General features: G+C 52.3%; 35 protein-coding genes. All 35 read right to left on the reverse strand.

The window, feature by feature from the left end:
• Positions 1-10: 10 nt before the first annotated feature.
• The 35 genes from Q3V30_RS11930 to Q3V30_RS12100 all read right to left on the reverse strand — a co-directional run bounded on the left by Q3V30_RS11930 (position 11) and on the right by Q3V30_RS12100 (position 24300).
• Positions 11-430 (reverse strand): hypothetical protein, encoded by a 420-nt coding sequence (locus Q3V30_RS11930; protein ID WP_306205907.1) that lies wholly within the window; start codon positions 428-430, stop codon positions 11-13.
• Complete coding sequence (locus Q3V30_RS11935) at positions 427-1323, reverse strand: glycine-rich domain-containing protein (RefSeq protein ID WP_306205909.1); 897 nt, start codon at positions 1321-1323, stop codon at positions 427-429. The genes Q3V30_RS11930 and Q3V30_RS11935 overlap by 4 nt, the downstream gene beginning before the upstream one ends.
• Before the next feature lie 2 nt (positions 1324-1325).
• Positions 1326-1907, reverse strand: a complete 582-nt coding sequence (locus tag Q3V30_RS11940) for a YmfQ family protein (RefSeq protein WP_306205911.1) — start codon at positions 1905-1907, stop codon at positions 1326-1328.
• Entirely contained in the window at positions 1898-2965 is a 1068-nt protein-coding gene (locus Q3V30_RS11945) for a baseplate J/gp47 family protein (protein WP_306205913.1), read from the reverse strand. Before Q3V30_RS11945 ends, Q3V30_RS11940 begins: the two co-directional genes overlap by 10 nt.
• The gene (locus tag Q3V30_RS11950) at positions 2958-3371 is read right to left on the reverse strand and encodes a phage GP46 family protein (protein ID WP_306205914.1); all 414 of its coding nucleotides are present in this window, start codon (positions 3369-3371) and stop codon (positions 2958-2960) included. Before Q3V30_RS11950 ends, Q3V30_RS11945 begins: the two co-directional genes overlap by 8 nt.
• Positions 3368-3925 carry a phage baseplate assembly protein V gene (locus Q3V30_RS11955; RefSeq protein ID WP_306205917.1) on the reverse strand — a complete coding sequence of 186 codons (558 nt, stop codon included), beginning with the start codon at positions 3923-3925 and terminating at the stop codon, positions 3368-3370. Before Q3V30_RS11955 ends, Q3V30_RS11950 begins: the two co-directional genes overlap by 4 nt.
• Positions 3925-4995, reverse strand: coding sequence for a phage baseplate assembly protein (locus Q3V30_RS11960; protein ID WP_306205919.1), 1071 nt, complete (start codon positions 4993-4995; stop codon positions 3925-3927). Before Q3V30_RS11960 ends, Q3V30_RS11955 begins: the two co-directional genes overlap by 1 nt.
• Complete coding sequence (locus tag Q3V30_RS11965; protein ID WP_306205921.1) at positions 4992-6368, reverse strand: DNA circularization protein; 1377 nt, start codon at positions 6366-6368, stop codon at positions 4992-4994. Before Q3V30_RS11965 ends, Q3V30_RS11960 begins: the two co-directional genes overlap by 4 nt.
• 37 nt (positions 6369-6405) lie before the next feature.
• Positions 6406-8427, reverse strand: coding sequence for a phage tail tape measure protein (locus tag Q3V30_RS11970; RefSeq protein ID WP_428979203.1), 2022 nt, complete (start codon positions 8425-8427; stop codon positions 6406-6408).
• Between the two features lie 84 nt (positions 8428-8511).
• A complete protein-coding gene (locus Q3V30_RS11975) occupies positions 8512-8790 on the reverse strand; it encodes a phage tail assembly protein (RefSeq protein ID WP_306213197.1) in 279 nt (92 codons plus the stop codon).
• A gap of 41 nt (positions 8791-8831) precedes the next feature.
• Complete coding sequence (locus Q3V30_RS11980) at positions 8832-9188, reverse strand: phage tail tube protein (protein ID WP_306205923.1); 357 nt, start codon at positions 9186-9188, stop codon at positions 8832-8834.
• Complete coding sequence (locus tag Q3V30_RS11985; protein ID WP_306205925.1) at positions 9188-10684, reverse strand: phage tail sheath subtilisin-like domain-containing protein; 1497 nt, start codon at positions 10682-10684, stop codon at positions 9188-9190. Before Q3V30_RS11985 ends, Q3V30_RS11980 begins: the two co-directional genes overlap by 1 nt.
• Entirely contained in the window at positions 10684-10872 is a 189-nt protein-coding gene (locus Q3V30_RS11990) for a DUF2635 domain-containing protein (RefSeq protein ID WP_306205927.1), read from the reverse strand. The genes Q3V30_RS11985 and Q3V30_RS11990 overlap by 1 nt, the downstream gene beginning before the upstream one ends.
• 3 nt (positions 10873-10875) lie before the next feature.
• Entirely contained in the window at positions 10876-11436 is a 561-nt protein-coding gene (locus tag Q3V30_RS11995; protein WP_306205929.1) for a phage tail terminator protein, read from the reverse strand.
• Positions 11433-11939, reverse strand: coding sequence for a hypothetical protein (locus Q3V30_RS12000; RefSeq protein WP_306205931.1), 507 nt, complete (start codon positions 11937-11939; stop codon positions 11433-11435). Before Q3V30_RS12000 ends, Q3V30_RS11995 begins: the two co-directional genes overlap by 4 nt.
• Entirely contained in the window at positions 11932-12321 is a 390-nt protein-coding gene (locus tag Q3V30_RS12005) for a phage head closure protein (protein ID WP_306205933.1), read from the reverse strand. Before Q3V30_RS12005 ends, Q3V30_RS12000 begins: the two co-directional genes overlap by 8 nt.
• 2 nt (positions 12322-12323) lie before the next feature.
• Positions 12324-12653, reverse strand: coding sequence for a head-tail connector protein (locus Q3V30_RS12010; protein ID WP_306205935.1), 330 nt, complete (start codon positions 12651-12653; stop codon positions 12324-12326).
• Positions 12654-12662: 9 nt separating this feature from the next.
• Positions 12663-12947 (reverse strand): DUF7210 family protein, encoded by a 285-nt coding sequence (locus tag Q3V30_RS12015; protein ID WP_306205937.1) that lies wholly within the window; start codon positions 12945-12947, stop codon positions 12663-12665.
• A gap of 43 nt (positions 12948-12990) precedes the next feature.
• The gene (locus Q3V30_RS12020) at positions 12991-14202 is read right to left on the reverse strand and encodes a phage major capsid protein (RefSeq protein WP_306205939.1); all 1212 of its coding nucleotides are present in this window, start codon (positions 14200-14202) and stop codon (positions 12991-12993) included.
• Between the two features lie 9 nt (positions 14203-14211).
• A complete protein-coding gene (locus Q3V30_RS12025) occupies positions 14212-15060 on the reverse strand; it encodes a head maturation protease, ClpP-related (protein WP_306205941.1) in 849 nt (282 codons plus the stop codon).
• Positions 15061-15065: 5 nt separating this feature from the next.
• Complete coding sequence (locus Q3V30_RS12030) at positions 15066-16397, reverse strand: phage portal protein (protein WP_306205942.1); 1332 nt, start codon at positions 16395-16397, stop codon at positions 15066-15068.
• A complete protein-coding gene (locus Q3V30_RS12035) occupies positions 16397-18142 on the reverse strand; it encodes a terminase large subunit (RefSeq protein WP_306205944.1) in 1746 nt (581 codons plus the stop codon). The genes Q3V30_RS12030 and Q3V30_RS12035 overlap by 1 nt, the downstream gene beginning before the upstream one ends.
• Complete coding sequence (locus Q3V30_RS12040) at positions 18096-18563, reverse strand: phage terminase small subunit P27 family (RefSeq protein WP_306205946.1); 468 nt, start codon at positions 18561-18563, stop codon at positions 18096-18098. The genes Q3V30_RS12035 and Q3V30_RS12040 overlap by 47 nt, the downstream gene beginning before the upstream one ends.
• A gap of 120 nt (positions 18564-18683) precedes the next feature.
• The gene (locus tag Q3V30_RS12045) at positions 18684-19022 is read right to left on the reverse strand and encodes an HNH endonuclease signature motif containing protein (protein ID WP_306205948.1); all 339 of its coding nucleotides are present in this window, start codon (positions 19020-19022) and stop codon (positions 18684-18686) included.
• A 439-nt stretch (positions 19023-19461) separates the two neighbouring features.
• Positions 19462-19656, reverse strand: a complete 195-nt coding sequence (locus Q3V30_RS12050; protein WP_306205950.1) for a hypothetical protein — start codon at positions 19654-19656, stop codon at positions 19462-19464.
• Positions 19653-19853, reverse strand: a complete 201-nt coding sequence (locus Q3V30_RS12055; protein WP_306205953.1) for a hypothetical protein — start codon at positions 19851-19853, stop codon at positions 19653-19655. The genes Q3V30_RS12050 and Q3V30_RS12055 overlap by 4 nt, the downstream gene beginning before the upstream one ends.
• 69 nt (positions 19854-19922) lie before the next feature.
• Positions 19923-20141, reverse strand: coding sequence for a helix-turn-helix domain-containing protein (locus tag Q3V30_RS12060; RefSeq protein WP_306205954.1), 219 nt, complete (start codon positions 20139-20141; stop codon positions 19923-19925).
• Positions 20142-20147: 6 nt separating this feature from the next.
• A complete protein-coding gene (locus tag Q3V30_RS12065; protein WP_306205956.1) occupies positions 20148-20309 on the reverse strand; it encodes a YnfU family zinc-binding protein in 162 nt (53 codons plus the stop codon).
• A gap of 306 nt (positions 20310-20615) precedes the next feature.
• Complete coding sequence (locus tag Q3V30_RS12070; protein ID WP_306205958.1) at positions 20616-20852, reverse strand: Acb2/Tad1 domain-containing protein; 237 nt, start codon at positions 20850-20852, stop codon at positions 20616-20618.
• A 14-nt stretch (positions 20853-20866) separates the two neighbouring features.
• Positions 20867-21352, reverse strand: a complete 486-nt coding sequence (locus Q3V30_RS12075) for a lysis protein (RefSeq protein ID WP_306205960.1) — start codon at positions 21350-21352, stop codon at positions 20867-20869.
• The gene (locus tag Q3V30_RS12080; RefSeq protein WP_306205962.1) at positions 21349-21975 is read right to left on the reverse strand and encodes a glycoside hydrolase family 19 protein; all 627 of its coding nucleotides are present in this window, start codon (positions 21973-21975) and stop codon (positions 21349-21351) included. Before Q3V30_RS12080 ends, Q3V30_RS12075 begins: the two co-directional genes overlap by 4 nt.
• The gene (locus Q3V30_RS12085) at positions 21972-22256 is read right to left on the reverse strand and encodes a phage holin family protein (RefSeq protein ID WP_306205964.1); all 285 of its coding nucleotides are present in this window, start codon (positions 22254-22256) and stop codon (positions 21972-21974) included. Before Q3V30_RS12085 ends, Q3V30_RS12080 begins: the two co-directional genes overlap by 4 nt.
• Entirely contained in the window at positions 22243-22623 is a 381-nt protein-coding gene (locus Q3V30_RS12090; RefSeq protein WP_306205966.1) for a phage holin family protein, read from the reverse strand. The genes Q3V30_RS12085 and Q3V30_RS12090 overlap by 14 nt, the downstream gene beginning before the upstream one ends.
• A 91-nt stretch (positions 22624-22714) precedes the next feature.
• Positions 22715-23290: a hypothetical protein gene (locus tag Q3V30_RS12095; protein WP_306205968.1), complete on the reverse strand. Its 576-nt coding sequence runs from the start codon at positions 23288-23290 to the stop codon at positions 22715-22717.
• An 11-nt stretch (positions 23291-23301) separates the two neighbouring features.
• Entirely contained in the window at positions 23302-24300 is a 999-nt protein-coding gene (locus tag Q3V30_RS12100) for a hypothetical protein (protein WP_306205971.1), read from the reverse strand.
• Positions 24301-24392: the final 92 nt, after the last annotated feature.

Raw genomic sequence — 24392 nt, forward strand, 5'->3', positions numbered from 1 at the left:
TCTGTAATCATCAAACTTCTGGTGAGGACGGCAAGGACACACTTCCATCATTATTGGCGATGTATGCTCTTAATGATTTTCTGTAAGAAGTCCAAGTTACCTGCTTCTTCTTAACGATTTCTTCCGTAGTTCCTGAGTAATCTTCATCCGCAATTTGATCATTTAGGTCAGATATATTTTTTGAGGCCCGGTCATACTCAGATTGAGCAGTAGCGAGGTTTTGGCCTGCAAGCTCTTCCGGATCAACAACAACCACAGGAGCTTTAAATTTGTACTTACCTGCTGATCCGGTAACGCTATAACCCAGACCAACAATATCACCATCCTGGATTTCGTAAGTGTCAAAGCCTTCGAATAAGTTGCCTTCACCGTCCCAGACAACAACATTCTGAACCATACCGTCTTTTATCAACGCATAATCAGCCATCATGCATACTCCCAAATAATAACTATTCCATCTTTGCCAGCGCCACCGGCATAGGCCACATCAGAGGCCGAAGCCTGCCAGCTTTTTGCCCCACTTCCGCCTGAGCCATATGAGGATGCTGCAAATCCTGCACCATTAGTGGAACGACTGCCGCCGCCCGCGCCAAATTTTGAAGACCCGCCTAATCCATTGAAGGATGAAGCCTGAGAGGTAGATGATAATCTAATGGCGATGCTGGTGCTGCGACCTGTTATGCTGGATTCAATATTGGCACCTGAAACCGTCGGAGTAGATGGTTGTGTTGTTGCATCAGCTGCTACCATCAAGGCAACTGAACCTGCCGCAAGAATCCCACCCCCGTAGCCTCCATCCGCAGTAAGGATTGTTCCAAATGAAGATTGCCCTCCTGCGTTACCAGATGCGCCAGCAACGCCTGAGCCTCCTTTCCCAACAACAATTGTGTAGCTAGATTCCGTGGCCGTCAGCAATGCTTTTCCGTAACAACCTTCAGTTCCACCGCCTCCCACACTCGCGTTTCCTGTAGTAGTTGCAGAGCTGCCGCCGCCTGCACCACCTCCGCCCTGCACTTCCACAATGATTTTCTTGGTTCCAGCTGTTGGGGTGTACACTCCGCTTGAAGTGAAAATTTTAATATTCAAAAGCCTGCCCGGCCCTACAGATTTTTGAATAGCTGCCAGTAGCTGTTTATTCGAACTTTTATCAAGCGATAACCCGGCGGCCTCTATAACAGCCGCAATCTCTTCCTGAACAGAATCAAAAAAGTCCGCATCGAGAGCTGTTGCAAGTTCCCCTGTCTGAGGGTTACCACCTGTGAAACCATTTTTTCCTGCGCCAAACTTATCTACCTGAGCGGTAGGGGTATCAATGCGATGCATGATTACTCCAGATATCTGAATATTACATAGGTGTGAGAGGGAGCCAGCCTGGAAATAACGCACTCTGCGACCGTATCGCCCCAGGTTCGCAAACTGTCAGTGCTGTTACTTATCGCGGTCATGGGCTTGATTTGTGCCGATACAGGGATGTTTACCTGCCAGTAATATCGCCAGTCATCTGAATAAAGTGAGTCGGTACAATCAGACAGGCATGTGAACTGGCTTTTGTTGTAACGTGTTATGGTCACATCCGTGTAACCCAGCGCTTTAAGCTGTGCCAGATAAAATGACTCGTTTATGCCGCCAGCAAGGTTGAGCTTTGCATCAAGCCGCTGGCGACGTTGCTGTAACGTCTGAACGCCAGGGGGCGCACAACTGTCCGGCAGGCCGGTGATGTTTTCGTAACGGTCTATCAGTTCTGTCACCGAACGCGGATCAATTTCTTTCATCAGCGCATCGCCACGACCGTGAACGGAAGCCAGTGAAGGTGCAAGACCCGTTAACAGGAGGTCATCCACATCCCATGCCGGTCCTCGCGGCAGCAGTGCGCCAAGCATTTGCCGGTATTGTGCGGTTAAGTCCATGAGATAGTCCCCACCACGCCGACCTCACCCTTCGCAACCGGCGTGTCTGTTGCCGGACTGATCAGAGTGTGGCTGTATTCGCCAGTCGCGATACTGATTGCCTCACTGATACGGGATGGCTTGAGAACGCCTTCAGGCACACCGTCACGCAGCATCATTGAGCGCAGTTCCGCCTCAACGGCATAGCGCACCTCTTCCGTGTCCGGGTTGAGACGGATTTCAAAATCGACCACATGCGGCGTCGGAGCAAAGACGTAAATATCCGCCCCGGCTACGGGCGCCAGCGGCTCAATGTAAGCCTGGACGGCGGCTACCGTGGCAGCATCAGGAATGGGGTTAACCAGATCGCTGTTCGCCACCATGACGCCAACCGTTCCGCGCCCGCTCCAGTGCCGGTACGTCCATGCGCGGGTAATACCCGGCACCTCTTTCGCCCAGACTTCATAATCGCCGTCTGCGCCCCCCTGAGGCGTCCAGTACCAGCGTTCAATCACGCGCGCGCGCCACAGCTCCAGATCTTCCACATCGGCACCGCCCTGAATACTGTCGGCAGCACCGGTGGAAGTAAGCCCTGTAACCGGACTCACAAGACGCATGGCCATTCCGTCATCAGTATTACCCGCGCTGCCGGTTGCATCACAGATAACAGGCACCCGAAGCACGCCACCAGCGGATACCGCTGCGGCAGTCGTGGTGAATGAAACCAGGTCATCGCGCTGAATAGTTACGCCAGCAGGAACAGGAATTCCATTAGTGGACACATCCCAGCGAACATAACCGCTGGAATAGGTGGCCGCTTTACGCGGTGCGCGCTTCATGTTGGCATGCCGCGTCAGCCAGTCCTCATCTGCCAGATCCGGCAACAGATTGCGGGCCAGATAATCGATATACCCGTAAACGGTATGCACCGCAGCTGCCTGAACGCGCCCATAGACTTCAGCATCGGTGCGCCGCAACGCGGCCAGCGTGGTATCGGCAGCCAGGCGGGTAAGAATATCGTTTCGGATGGTGGTGATTAACTGGGGGAGTGTCGGGCGGGTAAAGCCACTGTCAGCCATTAAGTTCACTCCATAAATCGTCAAATGAGTAAGCCGTCCGGTTACCGTCTTTCTGACTGATAACCACGGACGCGCTCAGCGTGTTTATCCCGGTTCGCTCAGCCTTAACATCAACCCGCACGGCCACATCGTCTTCAACCAGCCATTGCAGCGCCTGGGTGATATATTCACGGGCTTTAAGCGGCGTTTTATTGGTGAGTTTCTGACGGCTCAGCAGGTACAGGCGGGAACCAATGCGGTCGTTTTGTACGGTCGGGAAGCTGTCGCCCCACCAGCCGTTATCCTGTTCCGGGTTATCGTCCGGTTCGGCCCGGCGCCAGGAGAAAAGCGAAATAATAACCGCGCGGGTCAGCGGATCGGGCGGCCACGTCACATCCTGCTGCACGCCATTAATGACGATTATCATAAAGCCCCCATTTTCTGAGCGGGCACATCAGTAGTTCCGCCACCGTCGCCGTTCTCTTTGTGCGTGTGGCCGTTGTAAGACACGCGCATACCTGACATGGTCTGGCCGGAAGAATCGCATTTATCTTTTATCTCACCCGTCGATTCGATATCCATTTCAAACCGGGCTTTGGGTGCATTGGTAAAGGTGATGGGATTGCCCGCCCCGTTCACCACTATTCCGGCACGGGTGAGCGTGACTGACTGGCCGAGATCGTCATACAGTGCCACTTCCCCCGAAACGAGCCCTTTAATCCGGTAGCGGCGGTCTGATACCACCATCACCACGCCATGCGACCGGTCCCCGTCAAAGTAAGCGGCAACGGCCTCAGCGCCCGGAATCGGTGCAGCGGTGAAACCATAGGGTTCCATATGCTCGATATCACTTTTCCCCTCACCGCCCGCCATTTCGATTTGCAGCATCTGGCATTTGGTCGCAGTGTTCAGACCGCGAACCACCGCACGGGCCAGCAGGTTTGATATTCCACGGCTCATGCTCTGGAATGGGTTAGCCATCAGAAATCCACCTCTTCTTTCTTTTTCTTCCGCTTGCCGGGCTTCTCAGGCTCAGGCAGATAGGCGTCAGGCGGACCAATGCGCAGCTCGGTGACGGTGCCGTTTTCATCCTGCTGATAGGTCACTTCTGCAATCACCATCTGAACGTTGTTGAATCCCAGAATTGGATCAAAGACGATAACCTGCAGATTAGGCCGCCACAGTGAGCCGTCGCCCTGCCGCCAGCCCTGAACGGTGTACGTCGCCTCATCAGTGCGTGCGGCGCGCTGGCGCATCTCAAATTCAGCACGCTCACCACACGTTGCGGTAGTGGCATTACCTGTTTGCCGGATGAGTATAGGCCTATAGCGTTTCAAACCGCCGTCAATGGTCTTGGCCCGGATAGCGGTGGTCGTCGCTTCGCCAAAATCGTCATCGTTTCCGGTACGTTGTCCCGACACCTGATAATCACTGAAACGATCGCGGATACTTTTCTCTGTATCACATGAGAGGACGTTTTCTCCTAACACCAGAGCTGTGTGCGCGCGTTGACTGCCTATGCCGCCAATCACCAGGTTCCCCAGTTCATTGTCATAGGCCAGCGCCTGCTGGAGTCCCAGCATTTTGTTCAGAACATCCATGACGGTTTCGCCCTGGTCGGCCTGAATGCCCTGTAACGCACCCGATGTCCCGCCGCCGTCCACCACGCTGATACTGAATGGCTTTGCCAGCTCTGCGGCCACCTGCGCCAGCGTACGGCCTGCATATTGTGACGGCGTGGCCGAACAGTCGATGAGGTCAGCCGTTTTACTGCGGCCAGATATGCCGACGCTGATACTTCGTGCGTCATACCGGACGGGAGTTGCCTCAACATAACCGGTCAGCACCCTGTCGGTACCAATCAGCACTTCGACCAGATCACCATTTTTAATGCGGTTGCTGCGGTTAGCCTGATCGGTGTCACCCGGCCAGCTGCGGGTAATCTCAACGGTGAAGTCACGGGCAATGCGCTCAATGCCAGCAGCTATCCGCACTGACGTCCAGCCGCCCCACTCCTGTCCGTTCACCCGGAGAATTACGGTATTATTCATCTGACCGGTACCCTCAGCGTTTTGACCGGCACAAAGCCGGGATGGCGTATGCCGTTACGGGCGGTGATTTCAGAAGCCCGCGCCGCCGAATCATACCAGTCGGCAGCCAGCACCAGAGCCGGAGTAACCTGCACTGGCGTGCGATCGGTCAGACGTTCGACCTGCTCAAGCCGGGCAGAAATATCCCGGTTTACGTCCGTACGCACGGTAACCAGCGCCTGGAAAAGCACGTCATCCGTCACGCGCTCCATTTCCTTATCAATGGCCTCATTCAGGTTGTCCCGGACTACTGCAAGGTCGCCCCATGACACCACCGTACTGTTATCGGTAGAGCTGGTAACGCCTGCTGAAATCGTGGTGCCTGTACTGGCATTGCCCGTACCGGTGGAAGTGCTGCCTGAATTAACCGGCCTGATATCAGTGACGGCAGGATGAGCCACAACGACCGGCTGCTGAGAGTCCTGCTGACGGGTTACAGCGCGCGTGACTGGCTGTGGCAGACCAGTAACTGCATAGGCGGCCTCACTGATGGCGGTTGTCCTGACCGCCTGGGCCACATAGTTTCTCTGTAAGGTCTGTGACTGCGTGGTTTTACTGTCAGTTTTCCATACACCACGGGGAGCCAGCCCGCTGTCAAGCGTGACGCCGGTCAGCCCTTTAATCATTGACATCAGATCTGAAGCGTCACCGGATAACCTTGTGCCTGCCCGCCACATTGTCTGCAGCCTGTTTACGAAGTTCATGCCGCTTGAAGGCGGACTCAGCAGTACAGACAGATCGCCCTGCATCAGACGGGATGCCGCGCTGATCCCTGAATCAATATACTGAAAGGCACCAGTAACGTTGCTGAACATCACTGCAGCTTCGTCCAACACCCCATCCTGCAGGAAGTCAGGCAGTCCATCCATGCCGAACGCTCCGAAGGCGGAAGAAATGGCATCATCAAGGAAGGATACAGAGGAGGAAAGTTTCTGGCCCGTTGCAAGCCCGGCGGTTGGAAATGACAGTTCACCAGATTCAATAAAACTGAAGCTGACGCGGCACATGCGCCCTTCACTCACCGAGTGACTGACGCGCACGGCATCATCAACGGTGACCGTCATCTCGCCGTAAAAGGGATGAACCAGCGTACAGGCGCCAGGCTTTTCTATTGCTTCGATCAGCCTGTTGCGCTGCTCAAAGAAATCATCGCCGACAAGGTAAGCCTGAACGCTGAACCGGCGCGTTGCCCGGCCTAAATCCTCAGCCCACGGTTTATCGCGGTTGGGATATTCGTGCACCTGCACCCGGCGGCCAAAAGTTGCCTCGTCTTCATCCACCTTAAACGGGACGCCCCGCAGCGAGGCACCCTGCAGATTATCTGTCCAGCTCATGTGTTACTCCAGGCAATAAAAAACCCGCCGGAGCGGGTTACTGATTTGAAAAACGGTTGTAGCCAACGTCATAATTTACCCAAGGCGTAGCATTGCCAACTGGAGCCACGCGCATACCCGGAGGGGCATTATCGAAAGAAACCTTTAACTCCCCCTGCTGTACTTTCGGAAGCTGATTCAGTGATTTAGATGCATCGGACTCAGGAGACATTCCCAGCAATTCTTTAAGCCGGGGGATGAATCCCTGCTGGACACCGGAAGAGTTATCAGAGGGGTTTTCTTTTTTTCTGACTAATGCGGAGCCAGCATCGGCGCTTAACCCTTCGGCTTCATTATGAAGGTCTTTCAGGGGTTTCATTCCTTCAAAAATTTCTTTCAAGCGTGGTAAAAAACCCTGGTAACCCCGTTCCTCCTCAGCCTGTTTTCGTTTGTTTACAAGAAGCGTTCCGGCATCGGTGTTTTGTTTCGCTGCTTCATCATGGAGACTGTTGACCCGTTTCATGAGATCGAACAACACCGAAATAGTTACCGTTATAACTCCCATGTTGGCAATGCCTTTCAGGTTTTTGGAAAGTTTCCCTGCCTCGGAATTTGCGCCACCAAAACCTTTCACCATGGAAACCAGCCATGCGCCGGTAGTGAATGCAGCTATACCCTTAAGTACAGTTTCCCATCCGCCCAGGGCCTGGGCTACCCCGTCAATATTTTCCCAGACCTTTTTCACCACCGGGCCAGCCTGATCCCAGTTACTGACTATCAGACCACCGGCCAGAACGACGAGGGCCAGAAGCTTACCCATAGTCGTCATTTTCATTACGGAATCGAATGTCTTGAAAGCTCTGGTGGCAACACCAAATGCCGAAGCCGTACCCAGTAACGTGACGCCGAATTTAAATACGCCTTTAACCGTGTCCGGGTTGGCTTTTACAAACTGCCTGAAGCGCTCAATGAGCGGCTGCACCTTAGCGCTGAGTTTTACGATAGAAGGTAAAAACATATCCCCGATTGTGATGCTGGCAGCAGTGAACTGGTTTTTCAGCAACTGAACGGAGTTGGATGTTGTGGCAGCACGCGCCTCATACTCTTTCTGCATTGATGCGCCATACTGCTGAGCATCAGTAACGCGGTTGAAGTTTTTCCTCAGCAAATCAAGGTTTGTCAGCAAAGGCGCAATGGCACCCAGTGATTCTTTGCCAAACAGGGCATTCATGACCGCAGCCTGTTTGGCTTTTGGTACTTTCGCGAGTGAGTCCAGCACCTTGAGCATTGCAGTTTTTGAATCTTTCTGCATGTCCGCAGCGAGTTGCGCCGGGTCTATTTTGATGAACTTCAGCGCTTTCTTTTGAGAGGCTGTGGCTGATTTACCTGATGTCAGCGAAAGCATGAAGTTTTTAATGCCGGTCGCTGCTATTTCGGATTCAACACCCATACCAGCGATCGTCGCGCCCATTGCGGCAATTTCACCTGAAGCAACACCGGCCACGCCACCAAGCGGGCCAATGCGTGTAACGATATCAGAAATTTTACCTGCACTGGCGGGCCCTGTGTTGCCCAGATAGTTGATCTTATCTGCCAGTCCAACAACGTCCTTCTGCGTCATTTTGAACGCCGTTCGCCACTGAGCCATCATCTGACCTGACTCTTCTGCCGTCTGGTCAAAGGCTACTCCCATCTTCACTGCGTCACTGGCAAACTGCTGTAAATCTTCTCTGGCAATGCCAGCCTGCCCACCTGCGGCAACAATCTGGGCGATACCATTTGCAGCCATGGGGAGGCGGATAGAAAGCTTCAGGACATCCTCGCCCATCTCTTTGAACTGAGCTGGGGTGTCGAAGTTAACAACTTTTCTTACATCGGCCATGGAGGACTCAAATTCCATAGCCTGATTAATTGGTACCACGAAGGCCGACGCGATTGCTGTTCCCATGGCGGCCGCGTTCACCATTATGTTTTTTGCGTCTTTCTGGAACCCCTTAAGGTTCTTGCTCATACCTTTTAGTGGACCCGATAACTGATCCACCGCTGTGATAATCGCTTTAAGCTGGAAACTATCCGCCACGGTTCATTTCCTCATTAATACGGATTGCCTCCGCTTCCATTTCAAGGAAGCGGGACAGGCCAATTTTTTTTAGTTCAAGGGGGTTTATTCGCCAGAAGTGGGCGGTGTTATAGAGCCGTTTTTTGAGGTTTCCTCCACTTCCGACCCCGTAAAAAAACCTACGATCGTCATAGAGGCCATGAAGATATCTTTCAGCGCCATTTTTCCCGCTGATGAACGGGGAATCCCGGCAAGAACCGGGATATATTTCAGGCAGGCGCGGGTATCAAGCTTCATCTCACCATTTTCGGTGTAGTTGAACGGAATGCCCATCTGCTCAACTTCATCATACGTTGGCTCGCGGAACTCCAGCACATGAAGCATCTCGCCATGTGCCTGCACAGGTTTTGTCAGCTGAAACTCACTCACTGGTAAAATCCTTCTGATCCGTGGAATTCAATATCAACCGTGCCTTCTTCAGGGTTATGGTTGGCTTCACCAAACATGTACGCTTCGGAAAGCACATAAACCTGACCGTTTGCAAACTCAGAGGTGATGGTCATCTGGTCTGAATCAGTCAGCTTGTCGACTGGGAAATCCTTTGGCACTTTAAAAGTGCCTTTGGTGTAGGGTGCACGGTGCGTTTCTTTGTAGTCGACTGAACCATCCAGCCCCATGACGTCATCGCGTAATTTGGTGTTCATCGGCACTTCAATGCCGCCAGTCAGCGATAACTGCTGTCCATCCACCTTCACGTAGCAGGTACCTGCAATCTTGCCCATTATTCGCTCTCCTCAGCGTACTGCAGACGGAACTGGTTAAGCAGCGCAAAAACGCGCAACTGGTTGACGTAGTCAGGCGGGAAGAGCACATCGACGCGATTCGGATCGGCAGCATTACGCTCCACAACCAGATACTTTTTAAACAGGTCAAAGTTTTCAACGATCCCTGCCCGCTCCATGGTGCGGTAACTGGCGCACATCTCCCCTTTCAGCACCGCTGGCGTGACGATGGCCTGGCCGGATCCGAAGCGGGTTCCGTCATTCGCCAGTTTGTGGCGCGGATATTTGCTGGTCACGATACTTTTCAGCTGGCGAATAACGTAGGCACTGGTATGCAGCGTTTCACTGTCCAGATAGCTGTTATCTGCCACACCGTAGGCATTTTGCTGATAGGTGGTGATATCGCGCTGAATGCGCAGTACACCGCTTTCAGTGTAAGCAGTGGCAATGCCGTGCATCAGCAGGGACTGCTGCTCGGTCAGCGTGAAGCGGTTACCGGGCAGAGCCGGGAGTGCGCCGGTAAGCTCACCGGTCTGCGTCGGGCGCGCCGGGTCGTTGCGGATAAACACTGCGTTGCGTGCCGTTCGCAGCGCAACCAGCTCATCTGCAGCGGTCTGAACGCCCGGCTCATAGCCCGCCACGGTGATGTGCTGGTTATTCAGCGTGTCGCCGAACGCCACGAGGTCAGACAGCGTACCGATCTTCGCCGTATAAACATGACCGTAAAGCTGCCGTGCATAGCTCCAGCGGCCGGACGAGTCATTCATTTCCAGCGCGATGGTCGCCAGTGACGCGGAGTCGCTGAACGGCGTACCGATGAAGTCAAAAGGTTCATCACCCATTGCCGCCACTGCCCCGGGCAGATCCGGCGCACCCGTACCGCCTGACATGGCAGTAATCGCCACATTCAGACCGTCAGGGGTATTTTCGCTGCCCACGGTGCCGTAATAATTCATCAGCAACGGGATATCGTTGCCGGTGAGTCCTTTGTGCCGTGCTGTCAGCGTGACCGCGCCTGCAGCTGCCGTAGCCGTGACCGGCAGATCAGCATTTGCATTGATGGCAGCGGCCAGGGTTGCGGCCACGGCGGCTGGCGCGTCACCGGTTACCACAGCCGCCTGCACGCGGGTTGCACTGATATACAGGCTGAGCGTGCCGGATGCCTGCGCACTGCCGGTAATGGTCAGCGTGCCCGTAGCGGCTTCGCCTTCAGGCTCTTCAACCGCAATCACCCACAGTTCGCCAAACGGATCGATAGCGCGGTATTTCGCAACCATGCGGGCAAGCTGGCTGCCCCGGCCCGCGACTTTACCTGCCAGCGCGGCTGACGGCATGATAGTGAGCTGGTTTTTGGGGATAGTGCTGCCGGTGGCGGCAAAGCCAGTCAGCAACGCCGGGCCACTGTCCTGTGTGGTATTCGCTTCGCTGTTGTCCATCTCCGCCCAGAAGAGCGGCACGCGAAGGTTTGATGGGATAGTCGGGAAACTGACTGACATTACTCACCGCCTTGTTTTTTGGTGTCTGCCACGGCTTTCTTCTCTTCCGTGCTGACCTTTTCAACATCCCCGGCCGCAAGGCGGCGGAGCCAGTAGCTGCTTTCTTCGACGTTCCGGCCTTCTGAAGGCAGCAGATCGCCCCGGACAGGGTCTGGAACAGACCGCCCGCGCTTGGGTTTGATTTGCATGTTTTACTCGCTGAGGTTGATTTTGGTGTGGTGTTCGATGATGCCGTCAGGGCCATTGCCCGGATCGATGTAATCCATGTCGATGTGGACTGTTTTCAGTTCATCCAGGGAGTTCAGGTCATCCTGCTGGCGCGTATCCTCTTCGGTGATTTCCCGCGTGAGCATGAATTCAAACTGGTAATAGAGCCTGCCCCGGTCCATATCCAGCAGCTGGCCGCCCGAGTATGCAACGGGGCCTGCATCCTCATCCGGCTCCCAGCCAAGAAGCGCCTTCCAGATTTCAGCGCGCACATCGTGCACGGCGTCATAACCCGCAGCCTGGCCACGTTCATCGCGCGTATTATCCAGCACAACGATAACGGCAAAACCTTCCGTGACGTTCTGCCAGTAGTCGGTCAGTGATTTCTGCTCTGCGGTGATATCCTCTGTAGGTACCACGTAAGCCGCAGGCAGGCGCATCTTTCCGGTTTCAGGGATGGCCTTGAACTCAGCCGCTCCGGCGACGTTGCCTGCAAACAGAGGGCAGCGCGCCCGCAGCGCGGCAATGACAAGCGAAAGCTTCATTTCTTCTTCCTTTCAGGACGGAGTGAGGTTCTCAGCGCGCGGCTCAGGACATAACGCGTCCAGGCTTTACGCGCCTCAAGCACCTCAGTCATGTAGTTTTTACGCGGGGCAACGCGCCAGCCATTGCCGCCGGACTTACCCTTGTGATGGCTCTTCTTACGCTTAGCGCCACGCTTCACGCCGTAGAACAGGAAGGCCGGATAGAAGTCGCCCTCAATAAGTCGGTTACCCTCGCCCCGCTTCTGGTTAGGCGCGATACGCACCATCAGTCCGGGACGGCTTTTCGATGCCCGGGGGACGTAATAACCGATGGAGCGCGCCAGCCTGCCCGAACGGAACCCGGGATTTTCTCCCGGTGCCGAACGCCCACGGCGCATCACCATCCGGCGGGCATCACGCATATGCACCTGGCCGATTTTGACGAAGGCTTTTCGCATCTTGCCGCGGTTAAAGACAAGGTCTTTCGGCTGCTCAAAATCAACGTGCAGAAGCGGCTTAGCCATACATCTCCCCGCTGCGTTCTTCTGCGCCTAGTTCTTCACACTCCATCAGCAGATACCGGCCAGCGGAGTTAAGGTCTCTCAGGCGTTTCACCCGAAACACTGAACCGCCATAAACCACCTCATAATCTGAAGTGATGCCCTTCCGGAAGCGGACAGTCATGTAATGGGTGATTTTGTCATCGGCCTGAACCGATTCGTGGTAAGTCGTGGCACCCACCTGGCGAACCTTTGCCCAGACATCCCTTTCATTCTGGAAGGTCGGTTCGAGGCCATAATCAGCAGCCGGCTGGTCGATGCGCTGGCGCAGATGGATGCGTTTATCCAGATCACCCGGATCGGGCAGCGTGAAGGTTGCGCTTGTGCGCGTTGAGCCAGTTTTCATACTCAGAACCCCGAAACAGGCAGGCGGCGCGGCTGCAGCAAAAAGTAAAAGGCCATCGGTGTTTCAGTCTTTTCAATTTCTGTTACGGAGCTGCGGTTTTCATACCAGTGGCTGACCAGCATCAGAAGCCCCAGCCGGATATCTTCCGTAATCACCATGCCGTCAGGATCGAGGTCAGGCCTGTCGGCAACGGTCTCGTAAAGGTTCCGGTTCAGGTAGGTTGTCGCCTTCGCTTCTGCTGCAAGCGCCAGCAACTCCAGGAGCCTGTCCTCTTCATTGAAGTCACTTTCGAGCCGGCACTGCATTTTGATTTCTTCCAGCGTCAGCAGCATGGCATCACCTTATTTGCTTTTAGCTTTGGCCTTTTCGTCAGCTTTCGCCTTCACTTCGGCGTCAGCCTTCTCTTTTTCCTCAGCATCGGCTTTCACTTTGGCCTCAGCGTCTGCTTTCTCCTGTGCCTCTGCTTTGGCCTTTTCGTCAGCTTCAGCTTTCGCATCATCTTCTACCGATTTTGCATAGCCCAGCTTAATCAGCTCACGGCCATGCTGTTCAGTGGTTTCAATGTCATTACCTTCAGAAATCACCTTGCCGCCGAAATAGTTCGGTTTAATCAGGGTCAGTTTCATACGCATCTCCTGTGCAGGCGGCCCGCAGGCCGCCAGTTAACGATCAGGCTGCTGCCGGAGCAGTAAAGGTGCCGTAAATGAATGCTTCAGGGCGTTTCACAGCCAGCGCCAGACGCTCTTCGCAGCGAATCGAGATCATGTTTTTCTCGAAGTCGTCGGCGTTCTCGGTGGAGATAACCACGTTGGCATCCTCACGGTCGAACAGCTGAGCGGCTGCGTTGAATGCGCCGGTCAGGAACTTACCCTGGAAGGCGGCGGTTTCGGTGGCCACAACAGGCAGGCCCCAGAGGGTCGGGCCGGTCAGCGCCGAAGGGTTAGCCAGGATGTAGCGGCCCAGCGTGTCTTTGGTCAGTTCGATCTTCGCCCAGTCGATGAAGTGAAGGACGTGACCGGACGCCGGGAAGCGAGCCAGCTGAGCCTGAAGCATTGCCAGACGCAGATCGTCGATGCCGTTCTGTTGCTCAACACTGAACGCCGCAGCGAAAGCTGATGCCTGAGGCACGATACCTTTCAGATGCGCACCGGTCCCGTCTCCGAACAGGATTTCCTGCTCTTCGACATATTTCAGGCCGTAGCGCATTTCGGCGTCAACGGTCGACTGCAACTGCGCGAAGTCATCCAGGATCTGCTTGGAGGCTTTAAACATGTGCGCGATGGTTGTGACTGGCGTGATCTGCGTTGCAAACTCAATATCGCTGTACGGTTTTGCTGTCCCTTCCGGTACGACTTTCGCCGCATTGGTAAAACCGGTCTGCTGTACCCAGAAGATTGCAGGCGCACTGGTGCGGCCCGGCGCGATCAGGTCACGAATGAACAGGCGCTGTTTTGGCAGTGCGTCAATTCCCGGCAGGCGCTGTGGCTCTACCACGCCATCCGCTACGCCCGTGGAAAGCAGGGCGGCGTTAACCGGCACACTGACACGCTTGCCGCCCTCAACGCTGGCAGCAAAAGCTTTCAGTGCCTCAGAGCTGATAACGGTGTGGCCAACAGACTCAATAACCTTTTTAGCGTTACTGAGAGGCATCTGTGCAACGTGCTGCTCCAGCTCACCTTGCGAGGCTTTCAGAGATTTAAAGGCTTCATTCAGCGCGTTGTGCTCGGTGGCGATCTTGTCTACAGCTTCTTTGGTCTGAGCGGACAGCTGGCCGGAGTTTTTTGCCTCTTTCAGCGCGTCTTCAGCCTTCTGACTGAAGGTGCCGGACACCTCTTCCAGCTTCGCGGATACTTTTTTCAGTAACTCATTTACATCTGACATGGTGATTCCTTATTTGCCGAACGCGGCCAGCGCGTTTTGAAGTTGTTCAATGTTTTCAGGGTTGATGTCGTCGGTAGCGCCCGGCATACCTTCAGGGTTGGCAGCAGCGCCTGGCTTGCTGCCGGTTAAGGCTTTGAGAAGTTTTCGACGTTCAGAGCGCGGCGCATCTGTTTTAGCCAGCATCGCATCGAGCTTGCGCAGCGCTGCGGCCGGACTGTCGTCGTCATCAGAGATTTCATCAGCAGAAAGAAGACGATCGGCAAAGCCTTTCTCTACGGCATCGCTGCCGCCGATATAGGTTTCTGCATTCATCATTTCTTCGATAGTTACGGCATTCAGCCCGGTTCGTGCTCCGTAGATATCATTCATGGCCTTGTCGAAAGGCTCCATGTCTGCGGCCACCTGCGCCAGGTCGTGCCGGTTACCCATGGCGTATACCCAACAGTTGTGGATCATCAGGAAGGCGCCGCGGCCGATTTGCACTTCATCGCCAGCCATCGCGATAATCGATGCGGCAGAAGCTGCCAGACCAAGCACCTTGACGGTCACCTTGCCCTCGTACTCGCGCAGCAGGTTATAAATAGCCAGACCTTCAAACATATCGCCGCCTGGCGAATTAATATTTACGGTTACATCAGCGCCACCAATAGAGCGCAGCGCGGCGGAGATGCGGCTTGCAGTCACGCCATCGCCGTACCAGTCAGCACCGATCACGTCGAATACAGAGATGCTGTTAGCATCACTCTTTGCGGCTTTGATGCCGCCGTTCCAGCGCTCCATTGCAGAGGAAGGCAAATCGCGTTTTTCGCGCGCAAAAGGCCGCCCCTCCGGCGCTTGCGGAAGGCTTTTTAATGTCATTTGATTTAATCCTGCGTTTCGGAGGGTGGTGGCTCTTGTGTGCCTGAATTATTCTGAGGTGATGCTGTGCGCTCCGGGAATAACCATCCCTCAAGTGCTGCTCTGACTTTTTCGCCTCCCGCATCGCCTTCTTTGCCGAGTTGATCAAGGGGCGTAAGATTCAGCTGCACTGTGTAAATATCACCACCGTCAATTGGAGGAAGGTTTTCCAGGCGCCGCACGTCATTACGGGACATCCAGCCGTTCTGAAGCGCGGTTGTGTAGTAAGCGGACCGTCCGGCACTGTCAGCCCGAAGAAGGCCTTCAACAGAGAATTCCGCGAAAAGATCATCATCACCATTAAGCAGGCATCGTGATATCTCCTGCTCAATATTGATAAGCAACGGGCGGAGCGTGTTGGTAAGAAACTGCATGTTCATACCTTCCACGCTTGATGACCAACTGCTCTGTTTGGTGGTATGTCCAACCATAAACGGTGGCACACGGAACCAGCGGCAAATCTCTTCAATGCTAAATGCGCGCGACTCAAGCATCTGCGCATCCTCGGGGTTTAAGGTGATATTCTGATAGGACATATCACCTTCAAGTACCATCGCTTTCCCAGCATTTTTTGAACCGACGAATTTATTCAGATTCTCTCGGTTTTTTTGTCGCTGTTCTTTGGTAAGAAGGTTTTTCGATAAGAAGAAGCCTGAAGTCTGGATGCCGTTTTCAAAAATTTTTGCAGCCGATTCCTCAACCGCCATTGCAGAGCCAAACACATCACGTCCGGTCCTCATCGGCATCATGCCGCAAACACCATCAAGACCGAACCCACGAATGTGCATCATATTTTTGACTGGAATTACTCGCTTATGCCCATTCTCGGTATAGGTATATTCCAGTTCACCATTGTCCAGTCGCTTTACTACCATGTTCTGAGGAAGTAATGGAACGAGGGAAACCAGCCTTGTCCCAATCATTTTCTTCTCGACGAAGGAATTACCCCTCAGACAAATGCTCGCCATGATCATTAACATGAAGCGAGAAGGCGTCATCTCCAGGTTCGGGCGACGACACAGAAGCTGGTAAGCCGGGTGATTCTGAGCCAGCTTTCTCGATCCGTCTTTTTCGCGCTGGTATACCTTAAGCGGAAGAGTTGATACAGACTCACTTAGCAACCGGACACAAGCCCAGACAGCAGAAAGTTGAATGGCCTTGTCTGCAGTAACCACTTTTCCGCTACTACTCGTTCCGAACCACTCCTGAAAGAAGTCACCATTTGTCAGGCTTATCGGGACGCCCAGCCAGTTAAGCAATGCGCTTTTCACCCGGCCAGGCTGTTTGTTTGTCTCCATCAGATACCTACCATGATCGGGTCGTCAAAAAAGTCATCAGGATCGCCTGTCTCTACCAGTACCGCGTCTTCAGCCGCGCCGATAGCCATTGCAGAAGCCACCACGCCATCAATGCGCCCGGTGCTCTTCTTCTTGGCGAAAATACGGTTGTCCTTCTGGTCAGCCTCCAGCACCGCAGACGCAGCGTTCCAGCGGAGACAGGGATTCGTCCGGATAACGAGGGCTTTGTTGTTCAAGTGTTCTTCAAAAAGCTCTATTGAACGCGGCATCCACAGACCAGACTCCTGAGCTTTATAGAAGCCCTGCCCGTGGGGGATAAGGTCAACGCTCACAGATTCGTTCTCAAGCTCAGGTTCCAGATACTTAATTCGGTACTGGTCAAACGCGATGCATTTAATGTTGTACTTCGCCGCCAGCTCACCGATGCGCACGGCCACAAAGCCGTAATTCACCGCTTTACCCGGCGGCGCATGAATAAAGCCGTTGCGCAGCCACGCATCGTAAGGAACGTGGTCAGTCTTGGCTCGCTCAAGCAGAGAATCTTTTGGCGTCCAGAACTCCACCAGAAGCTTTTTGGTTTTCGGGAAGTACAACGCCAGTGCGGTAAGGTCCCGTGAACCGGAAAGGTCGAGGCCGCCATAGCATTCCTCGCCGGACAGTTCGTCAGGGTCGAAATCCTTTTCGCAGTTCATCCAGGTATCGCTGTCTATCCACGGATCGGCAGACTCCACCCACTGACAGAAGTTGAGGCGCCGGACAATACTCTCTTTCGAGGGCATGCCACGTGCCTGCGTTACCTGCTCGCGCAGATATTTATCGGTAAACGTCTGTCCCAGCGATGGGTTAGCTTTAGCCCAACAGGACTCATCCTTAAACGGGTCGTCCCCCTCATCCAGTGAACAGATGAAGCTGAAAAAACTGTCATCTTCTAAATCACCGGCGGCAACCTTGCGTCCGTATTCGTGGTATTCAAAACAGACGCTGGTTTTATCGTGGCCACTGTTAGTGATCAGGAACATAAGTGCCTGGCGGCGGCCTTTAGTTCCGGCACGCATCATCTCAACAACGGCGTTTGTTTTGTGCTCATGCACTTCGTCAATCAGCGCACCGTGTGGACGTGGGCCTGACTGACCGTCATCAGAGCTGATCGGCTTGAAAAAAGAACCGGTCTGCAGGAATGCAAGGTTCCAGACGTTCAGGCCGGTCCCGGATTTAGTTATCCGCTGAGCCAGTGCAGGCGACTGATCGACCATCGTCACCGCATCACGAAACAGAATCATCGCCTGGTCTTTTTTAGTCGCGGCGGCATAAACCTCTGCACGCGGCTCTTTGTCAGCCATCAGCAGGTACAGGCCCACCCCCCCGGCCAGCGGCGATTTACCAGAGCCTTTACCGGATTCGATATAGCTCATCCGAAAGCGGCGCGTGCCGTCAGCGGCTTTCCAGCCAAATAGTGAGCCAACAATGAAGCACTGCCACGGCAAAAGGATAAACGGTTTACCTTCGTGTTCACCGCCATTCAGCTTCAGCACCTGAGCGAAGAAATTAATGACCCGCGTTACTGCTTCAACATCCCAGAACAGTCCCCGTTTTGGGCCCAGCTCCAGATCGCGAAGATGACGCGCGCAGGCGGCACGAATATCCGGCCCCGCCAGTACCTCCCCGCTCGTAACGTCCATTGCATACTGCGTCGCCGGGTCAACCGAAGAACGCGTTGAGCGGGTCTTCTTCTTTTTCTCCACCATCTGCATTCACCTTTGCCCGGGCAGCCGGTGTAAGGCCGAATTCCACCAGGTAACTTTTGAAACGACGATCGGCATCCGCCAGCATGGCGACAGCCGGATTCGCTTTAATTAAAAAATCACCCATCTGGGTTTTAGTCGTATATGTGCGCCCTTCGATATCGACTATCTGGCGCAACTGCAATATTTCTGCATATAAATCGCAGAGCCGTTCGAGCGCAAAAGTATCCGCAACCGTGAGCACGCCCATTCCGTCAAGAAGAACGGTAAGCCTACCCCAGGCTGTTTTACCCCAGTCGGTCAGATGTGATGGAGGACTTGGTATTTCACGGGCAGGCTTTGGCTCATTTTTATTAAGCGCACGCTTGCCCGGATTGCCGGTAACAACTTTCAGATGGGTAGGTTTTGGTCGTCTTCCGGCCATAAAAACCTCCCAGAAAAAAACTTTTCATTTCGCGGTTGTGCGTAAAAAGGGGGGCGGGCGGTCAGGAAGGCGGTTGCTCCTGAAGTCTTTACCCTCCCCTCCCCGTAGGTTCGTGGCTCATCACCTGCGCCAGTGCGACTGTGGGTCGAGTGGCAGGCCGTTCTCATCGCATCCGATGACGTGACCGCGCTTCTCTTCGCGCTGCTTGGTGGAGTCGTGATGCTGTTTGCAGAGGGGTTGCCAGTTCGCTTTATCCCAGAAGAGCTTCTGAGCCTTTGCTATCTCTTCCGTCTTCCCACCATTCAGCGCTTCTTTCAGCTTATGAGCTTTGATGTGATCCACAACGGTAGCCGTCTCTGCCCTGTTCTGCCGGAGACACATTACGCATAGCGGATGAGACTTCAGGAAAGTTAGCCTGGCTTTGTCCCAGCGGCTGTTATAAATGCGAGGCTCGGACATATTCACTCCAATAAAAAACCGCCCGGAGGCGGTTAGATTTCTTTCTGATACTTTCTGGGATTTTCAAAGCAAACAGGGCATGGATTAGCTCGAGGGTGCAATATTCGAGATACTTTAAATGCATCGCCTTCGTGATAAAACGTGCCCAGGAATTGGCGTTGGTGTCCTAGCGGAAGAGATGTGCACTCTTCAGAGTGAATCCTAACGGTGCCGTTATGCTGTGTGAATGGGGCAATATAATAAAATTTTGGCATAACTCTTCTCTTTTAATTTTTTCAAACAATGCAAAACAAATAGAAAAGATAAAACAAATTCTTACTAATCGTTTTGACGCCCATCAATTAACAAATGCTTTTCCCCTATAGATCTTACTGACATCGTTCCAGCCCGGTAAGCTGATTCGATAGCCTCCCAGTCAGGTGATGCCATTTTTTATTTCCTATTGGTTTTTGTTCTTTTTCGCTTCGAGATAATCGAATGTGATTTCCAGCAGCAGGCTGCGCAACACATAATCTTCATCAACCTTAGGGGAGAATTGCTTTAACCTTCTTTGCACTTCTTCCAGCACTTCATGAGATTTTGCTACGTGCTCTTTCATGTCGATCGTCACACTAAGGGGTCCGATTGTCTTCATGCCTTTTCAGCCTCTTCAGCTGTTTGCGGCACGTACTCCATCTTGAGCACGTCGTCCGGCGCCAGGTAAACCCATGAGCCATCTTCTTTGGCTACACCGATGAAGCCGTTAACCATCTCAGGCTGTGATCGGTTCATCAGGCCTTCGTGGGTTTCACCTGACTTAGTGGTTACTGTGATGCGGTAGGTATCAGGCATAGCTCCCTCCGGGCAATAAAAAAACCGCCCGTAGGCGGCTTAAAAGATAATTTGTTGCAGCTGAATTGGTCAGGTTTTACTGGTAAACATTTCTTTGAGCTCAACCCCTAAAGCGTTGGCAATCTTAACCATGGTGGTAAGAGTTGGATTTCTTCGACCTGACTCAATCCCGCAGATATAACTACGATCTAAATTGCTTGCAAGAGCTAATGCTTCCTGCGTCATTTTTTTATCTTTTCGCAGCAATGCAACGCGATTTCCAAAAAAGACCAGTAGTAGATGTTTCATCTGAAGCTACCAGTGAATCACAAAAAGTGATTTACAATGTGGGCAAATCATAGTCTTTTCATGAGACTGTTTGCTTAAAGATTGCTTTGATTTTTTTCCACATACCGGGCATGAGGTATCAGAGGTGATTCGAGCGATCCGGTCCATTACTCTGTTAAAGTAGGACATAGGGTTTGGCCTTTTTAGTGAGCGGGCCTGAGTATATCATGACTGGTTGATTCTTGCTCAAATCATATAACTTATGTAGCTTTCATAATCCGCGATGCTTCCCAGCGTGGCTAGCCTTTATAAATTATCGGAGTTTTCTGAATAAATCAGAAATCCACCGCTTACGCTTGTTACCATCTAAACGCGGCCTAAGATAAAAAGCGTAAAACCTATAATTAGAAATGGCTCCTATACCAACACTGGCTCAGGGATGGGCCGTTTTTTTCATCATCAGGCGCTCTGGTTAGAAAGCGCCTTGTGATGAACTCAGCAATCGTCGTCGGGCTGAGCTACAGATCGGCAAGCAAACATGCAGGCTTTCTGCATTTCTGTTTTTGCCATAGCAACCCAGCGAGGGTCTGCGCCTGTTTCTTTGGCTGTATCCAGCAGGCTGAGAAAGTGACGACTCACACCTTTAAGCCGGTTCATCACTTCAATATCACCTGCCGTCAAAGTCCGATAGCCCTTAACAGTACTGCCGTCCTGCGGTTTTGCTTCGCTCATAATGTCCTCTGGCTTTATTTAAGGCACTGCTCAGTGATGTATTGCTGCAATCCGGCTATTTGATTTCCGGCAACTTCGATTCGCTCTCTGAGGGTGAAATAATCCCGTTGAGCGGAGTCAGTAAGTCGGGCGCTGGGGCCATTAACCACGCCGGAGGCGGAGGTGGCGCTGTCCGGGCAGGTTGCGTTGAGCTGCAACCGACGCTTGCCAGTAGCCACATCATGCTGAAGCTGATCGATAGTGGCTTTAGCATCTGCTAACTCCTTCGTGTATTTCGCATCAAGTGCAGCAACGCTCTTTTGTCGCCGCTGCAGATCGTTGATGGTGTCCTGCCGCGTATCGGCCAGGTTCTGGGCTTCATCTGCCCGCCCCTTTTCTCTCAGAGCTGAAGCTTTGTTAACCTTTGCTGAATTCGCCAGGTTCACACACATAACCATCAGCCCGGTAATAAACACAACGCGCCAGTTTTCTAACAACCATTTAACGATCCCGGTAATCATACGAGTACCGATTTAGCCAGGTTGTAACGAGCAGTTCTGGCTTCAATGCCATTCAGTCCGCCATTGATGACCTGAGTGCATTTGTTGATTGAACCGGCCCACTGAAGGCAGCCTTTTGAAACGAAGAACCAGGCTGCTGAACGTGCAGCAATTTCATCCTGCTCAATCAGAGTTGGATCGCCCACGAGATCAACCTTGATGCCGTTCCCGGTATCGCGGTAGTTATCGAGAAAGGTTGTCTGCATCAGGCCGCCGCCACGATATTTCCAGCCATCTCCTGACTGTTTGTTTCCAAACCGTTTCTGATACACCAGATTGGCGATCGCTTTCTGACGCTCAATAGGTAACGCCATTTCACCTGGCTTACGTCCCAGCATTAGTGCCTGGTCTTTTGACAGGCGTTTAGGAACGAACGTCATGATCAGAGTCTGCACGCTGTAGTTGAAATTCTCGCGAGTGGCATTAAAGCCGCTGGACTCATGCCCCACCTGCGCAATAAACATCGCCTTTTCCAGCGGGCTTTTAATGCCAAACTCACTCATGGCTGCGTCGATATGTGGAAACCAGCGCGCGGCTAATCCGGCGCTTATGACAGCCGCCCGTTGAAATTGTGATTCGTTCATAGAGGTCTCAGCACGTGGAATATCTGAGCGACATTCCCCCTAGCACGGAAGACAGCAGCGCAGATAATCAGGTTAATAGTTACCGAACCCCAGTGAGGGTGTCCGTAGTAGTCGTAGAAATAACGAAAGGGTACTGACGCATACGCCAGAATAATCAGGTACGCCAGCCAGGAAGCCCACGGATTGTGTCTGGCTCCCTGCTTTCGAAAGAACATCAGACGCAGAACGATGGCGGTACACGTTGCAACGTTCGTGAGAACTAACGGATCACTTATTACCATTGGTTCCTCCCCTCCACCGCTGGAACCACATCGAAGGGTCCTGCTGACTAAAGAACGTGAGTATCTTTATGGTCAGCGCCGCCAGGATTACGGCCCCAAGCGCGTCCAGCGGTTTGTCGCTGTAATGCGTTACACTCGCCAGCTTTGAGCCAACCAGCCCCGCACCAAAGATGCCAGCGAAGTAAGAAACGACGAAATAGGCTGCTCGTTGAATCAAATTCAGGTCCGCAGCAGTGGCTACGTAGAAGACAGCCCCGGCGAATGCGCCAAACACCACACCATAATCGGTGCCCGTCAGCAGTCCGAAGATGCTGACTCCTGTTAACGCAGCGCCAGCCGCAACGGTACCTGATACCGGGTCAGACATTTCGCCCCCTTATTGCTGTAGCGTCCTCTCAATGATTGAGGGGCATAAAAAAAGCCACCCAAATGGGTGGCTTGATAATTTCTAGTGATTTTTACAAAGAGGACTGATGGAATCTTACAGACAAAAAATACAGTCCCAGAAGAGTTGTAGTTATGACGTTTATCAAAATTACTGCATACACTCCAACAAAAATGGTTTTGAAGACCCATAATAATTCAGGTGAAGTCATGGTAGATATGGTCAATGACACAGACTTTCCTGCCAATATTGATACTAACCCCAAGCAAAAAAGAATGAAGCTTGTCAGTGCTAAATATCCAAAGAGATAACAGACAAATCTACGTCTTGTAAGCTCTACTTTTAACTTAGTGCCTCGGTATTTTTCGACTATTGTAGGGGCATCTCCAGCCATAACTTCATCTATAGTGGCATTCGAAAAAGTCGATACGGCAGCTAAGGCTGCAATGTAGAATCCGATTAAAACTTGCAGCAAACCATTAACTTGAACCAAAAGCCCACTAGTCCCCACAAGCGGTATTTTATTAGGGTTGAAATAATATACAACCATAACTATCAAGCCAACAATTACTGGTATTTTGTAGTCATACCATCTCTTTTCTTCATGCTCTATACGGAGATAGTTCAACGGTGATAAAAGTTTCATCATGAAACCTCAACTTAGATCAACCCTTTCATTTTGCTTTCAAGCTCTTGGTGTATTCTGCTTTCGCATTGAAGAATCCCATTCCCCAAAAGCACTTTTTCACTTTTTGTAAAGAGTTTAGTTGCAGCGTCTTCGTTCCTATCTAAATCCAAGCTGGCCTGTCGACCATCTTTGGAGTAGCTGATGGAAACTTTGCTATAACCAGACTGTTGCCCTTTCTTCCTTAATATATTTAACAGTCTCTCCTTGGCTTGGGACCCCGGCTGTCTTATGATCTTGTATCTAACTGAACGTTCTGCCAGTTCAGTATATGCCGTTTGGTCCATGCCCCCTTGCTTCCGGGTGCTAACTAGCTTCACATTATGCAGCCTAGCTCCGTTTAAGGTATCAAGTAAGGTTTGAGAGCCGTGAGAAAATATAGCAAGCTTTGGTCGTAACAGGCACATCGCTTTCGTTGCAGGATTTCTGAATTCTTGCCCAGTAAACGCGTCACGAAGCAGTGAATTTAAGAAGGGCTCAATAATCGATTTACTGATGCCTGGCACTGATTCTACCAGCGTTTTGTGGTGATCTGCTGTGTTCTGAACTACTGCAGTGGAAATAATAATGTGACAAGAAACTGCGATCCCCTCCCCCGCAAGCTTTGGCTCTACTCTCAATGCTCCAGTGTTTAGCTCCCCGAAAACTGGATCTGATCCATTTTGATCACACAACTGAAGAAGAAGGGTTGCTTCACTATCTCCATCAGCATAAGCCATTTCCGAAATGCGAACAGCTCTAGTACGCACATTGTAAAGTTTTACAGCATTCCCTGCATCCACCAGCATTTTTAGTCGCTTAAGTGTGTCAGTAATTGGGATGTCAGGCGCTGCTGCATGGGTTGGTTTGAAAGCAAAATCGAAAAATGAAACCCATCTTTCATTAGCTGATAGCACAGATTGACCCTTTCTGTTTAAGAATTCCCTGTCATCAACATAAACTAAACAAAAGATGATTTGAATAATTTCAAACAAAAAACCCCTAAAAGGGGTTTAAGTTTAAGCGGCGAAACGTTGTAACCACTCTTAACACATTACCAAGTGAAATTCGTAACGAATACTGCAAT

It is taken from the genome of Erwinia pyri, assembly GCF_030758455.1.
GTDB classification, from domain to species: Bacteria; Pseudomonadota; Gammaproteobacteria; order Enterobacterales; family Enterobacteriaceae; genus Erwinia; species Erwinia pyri.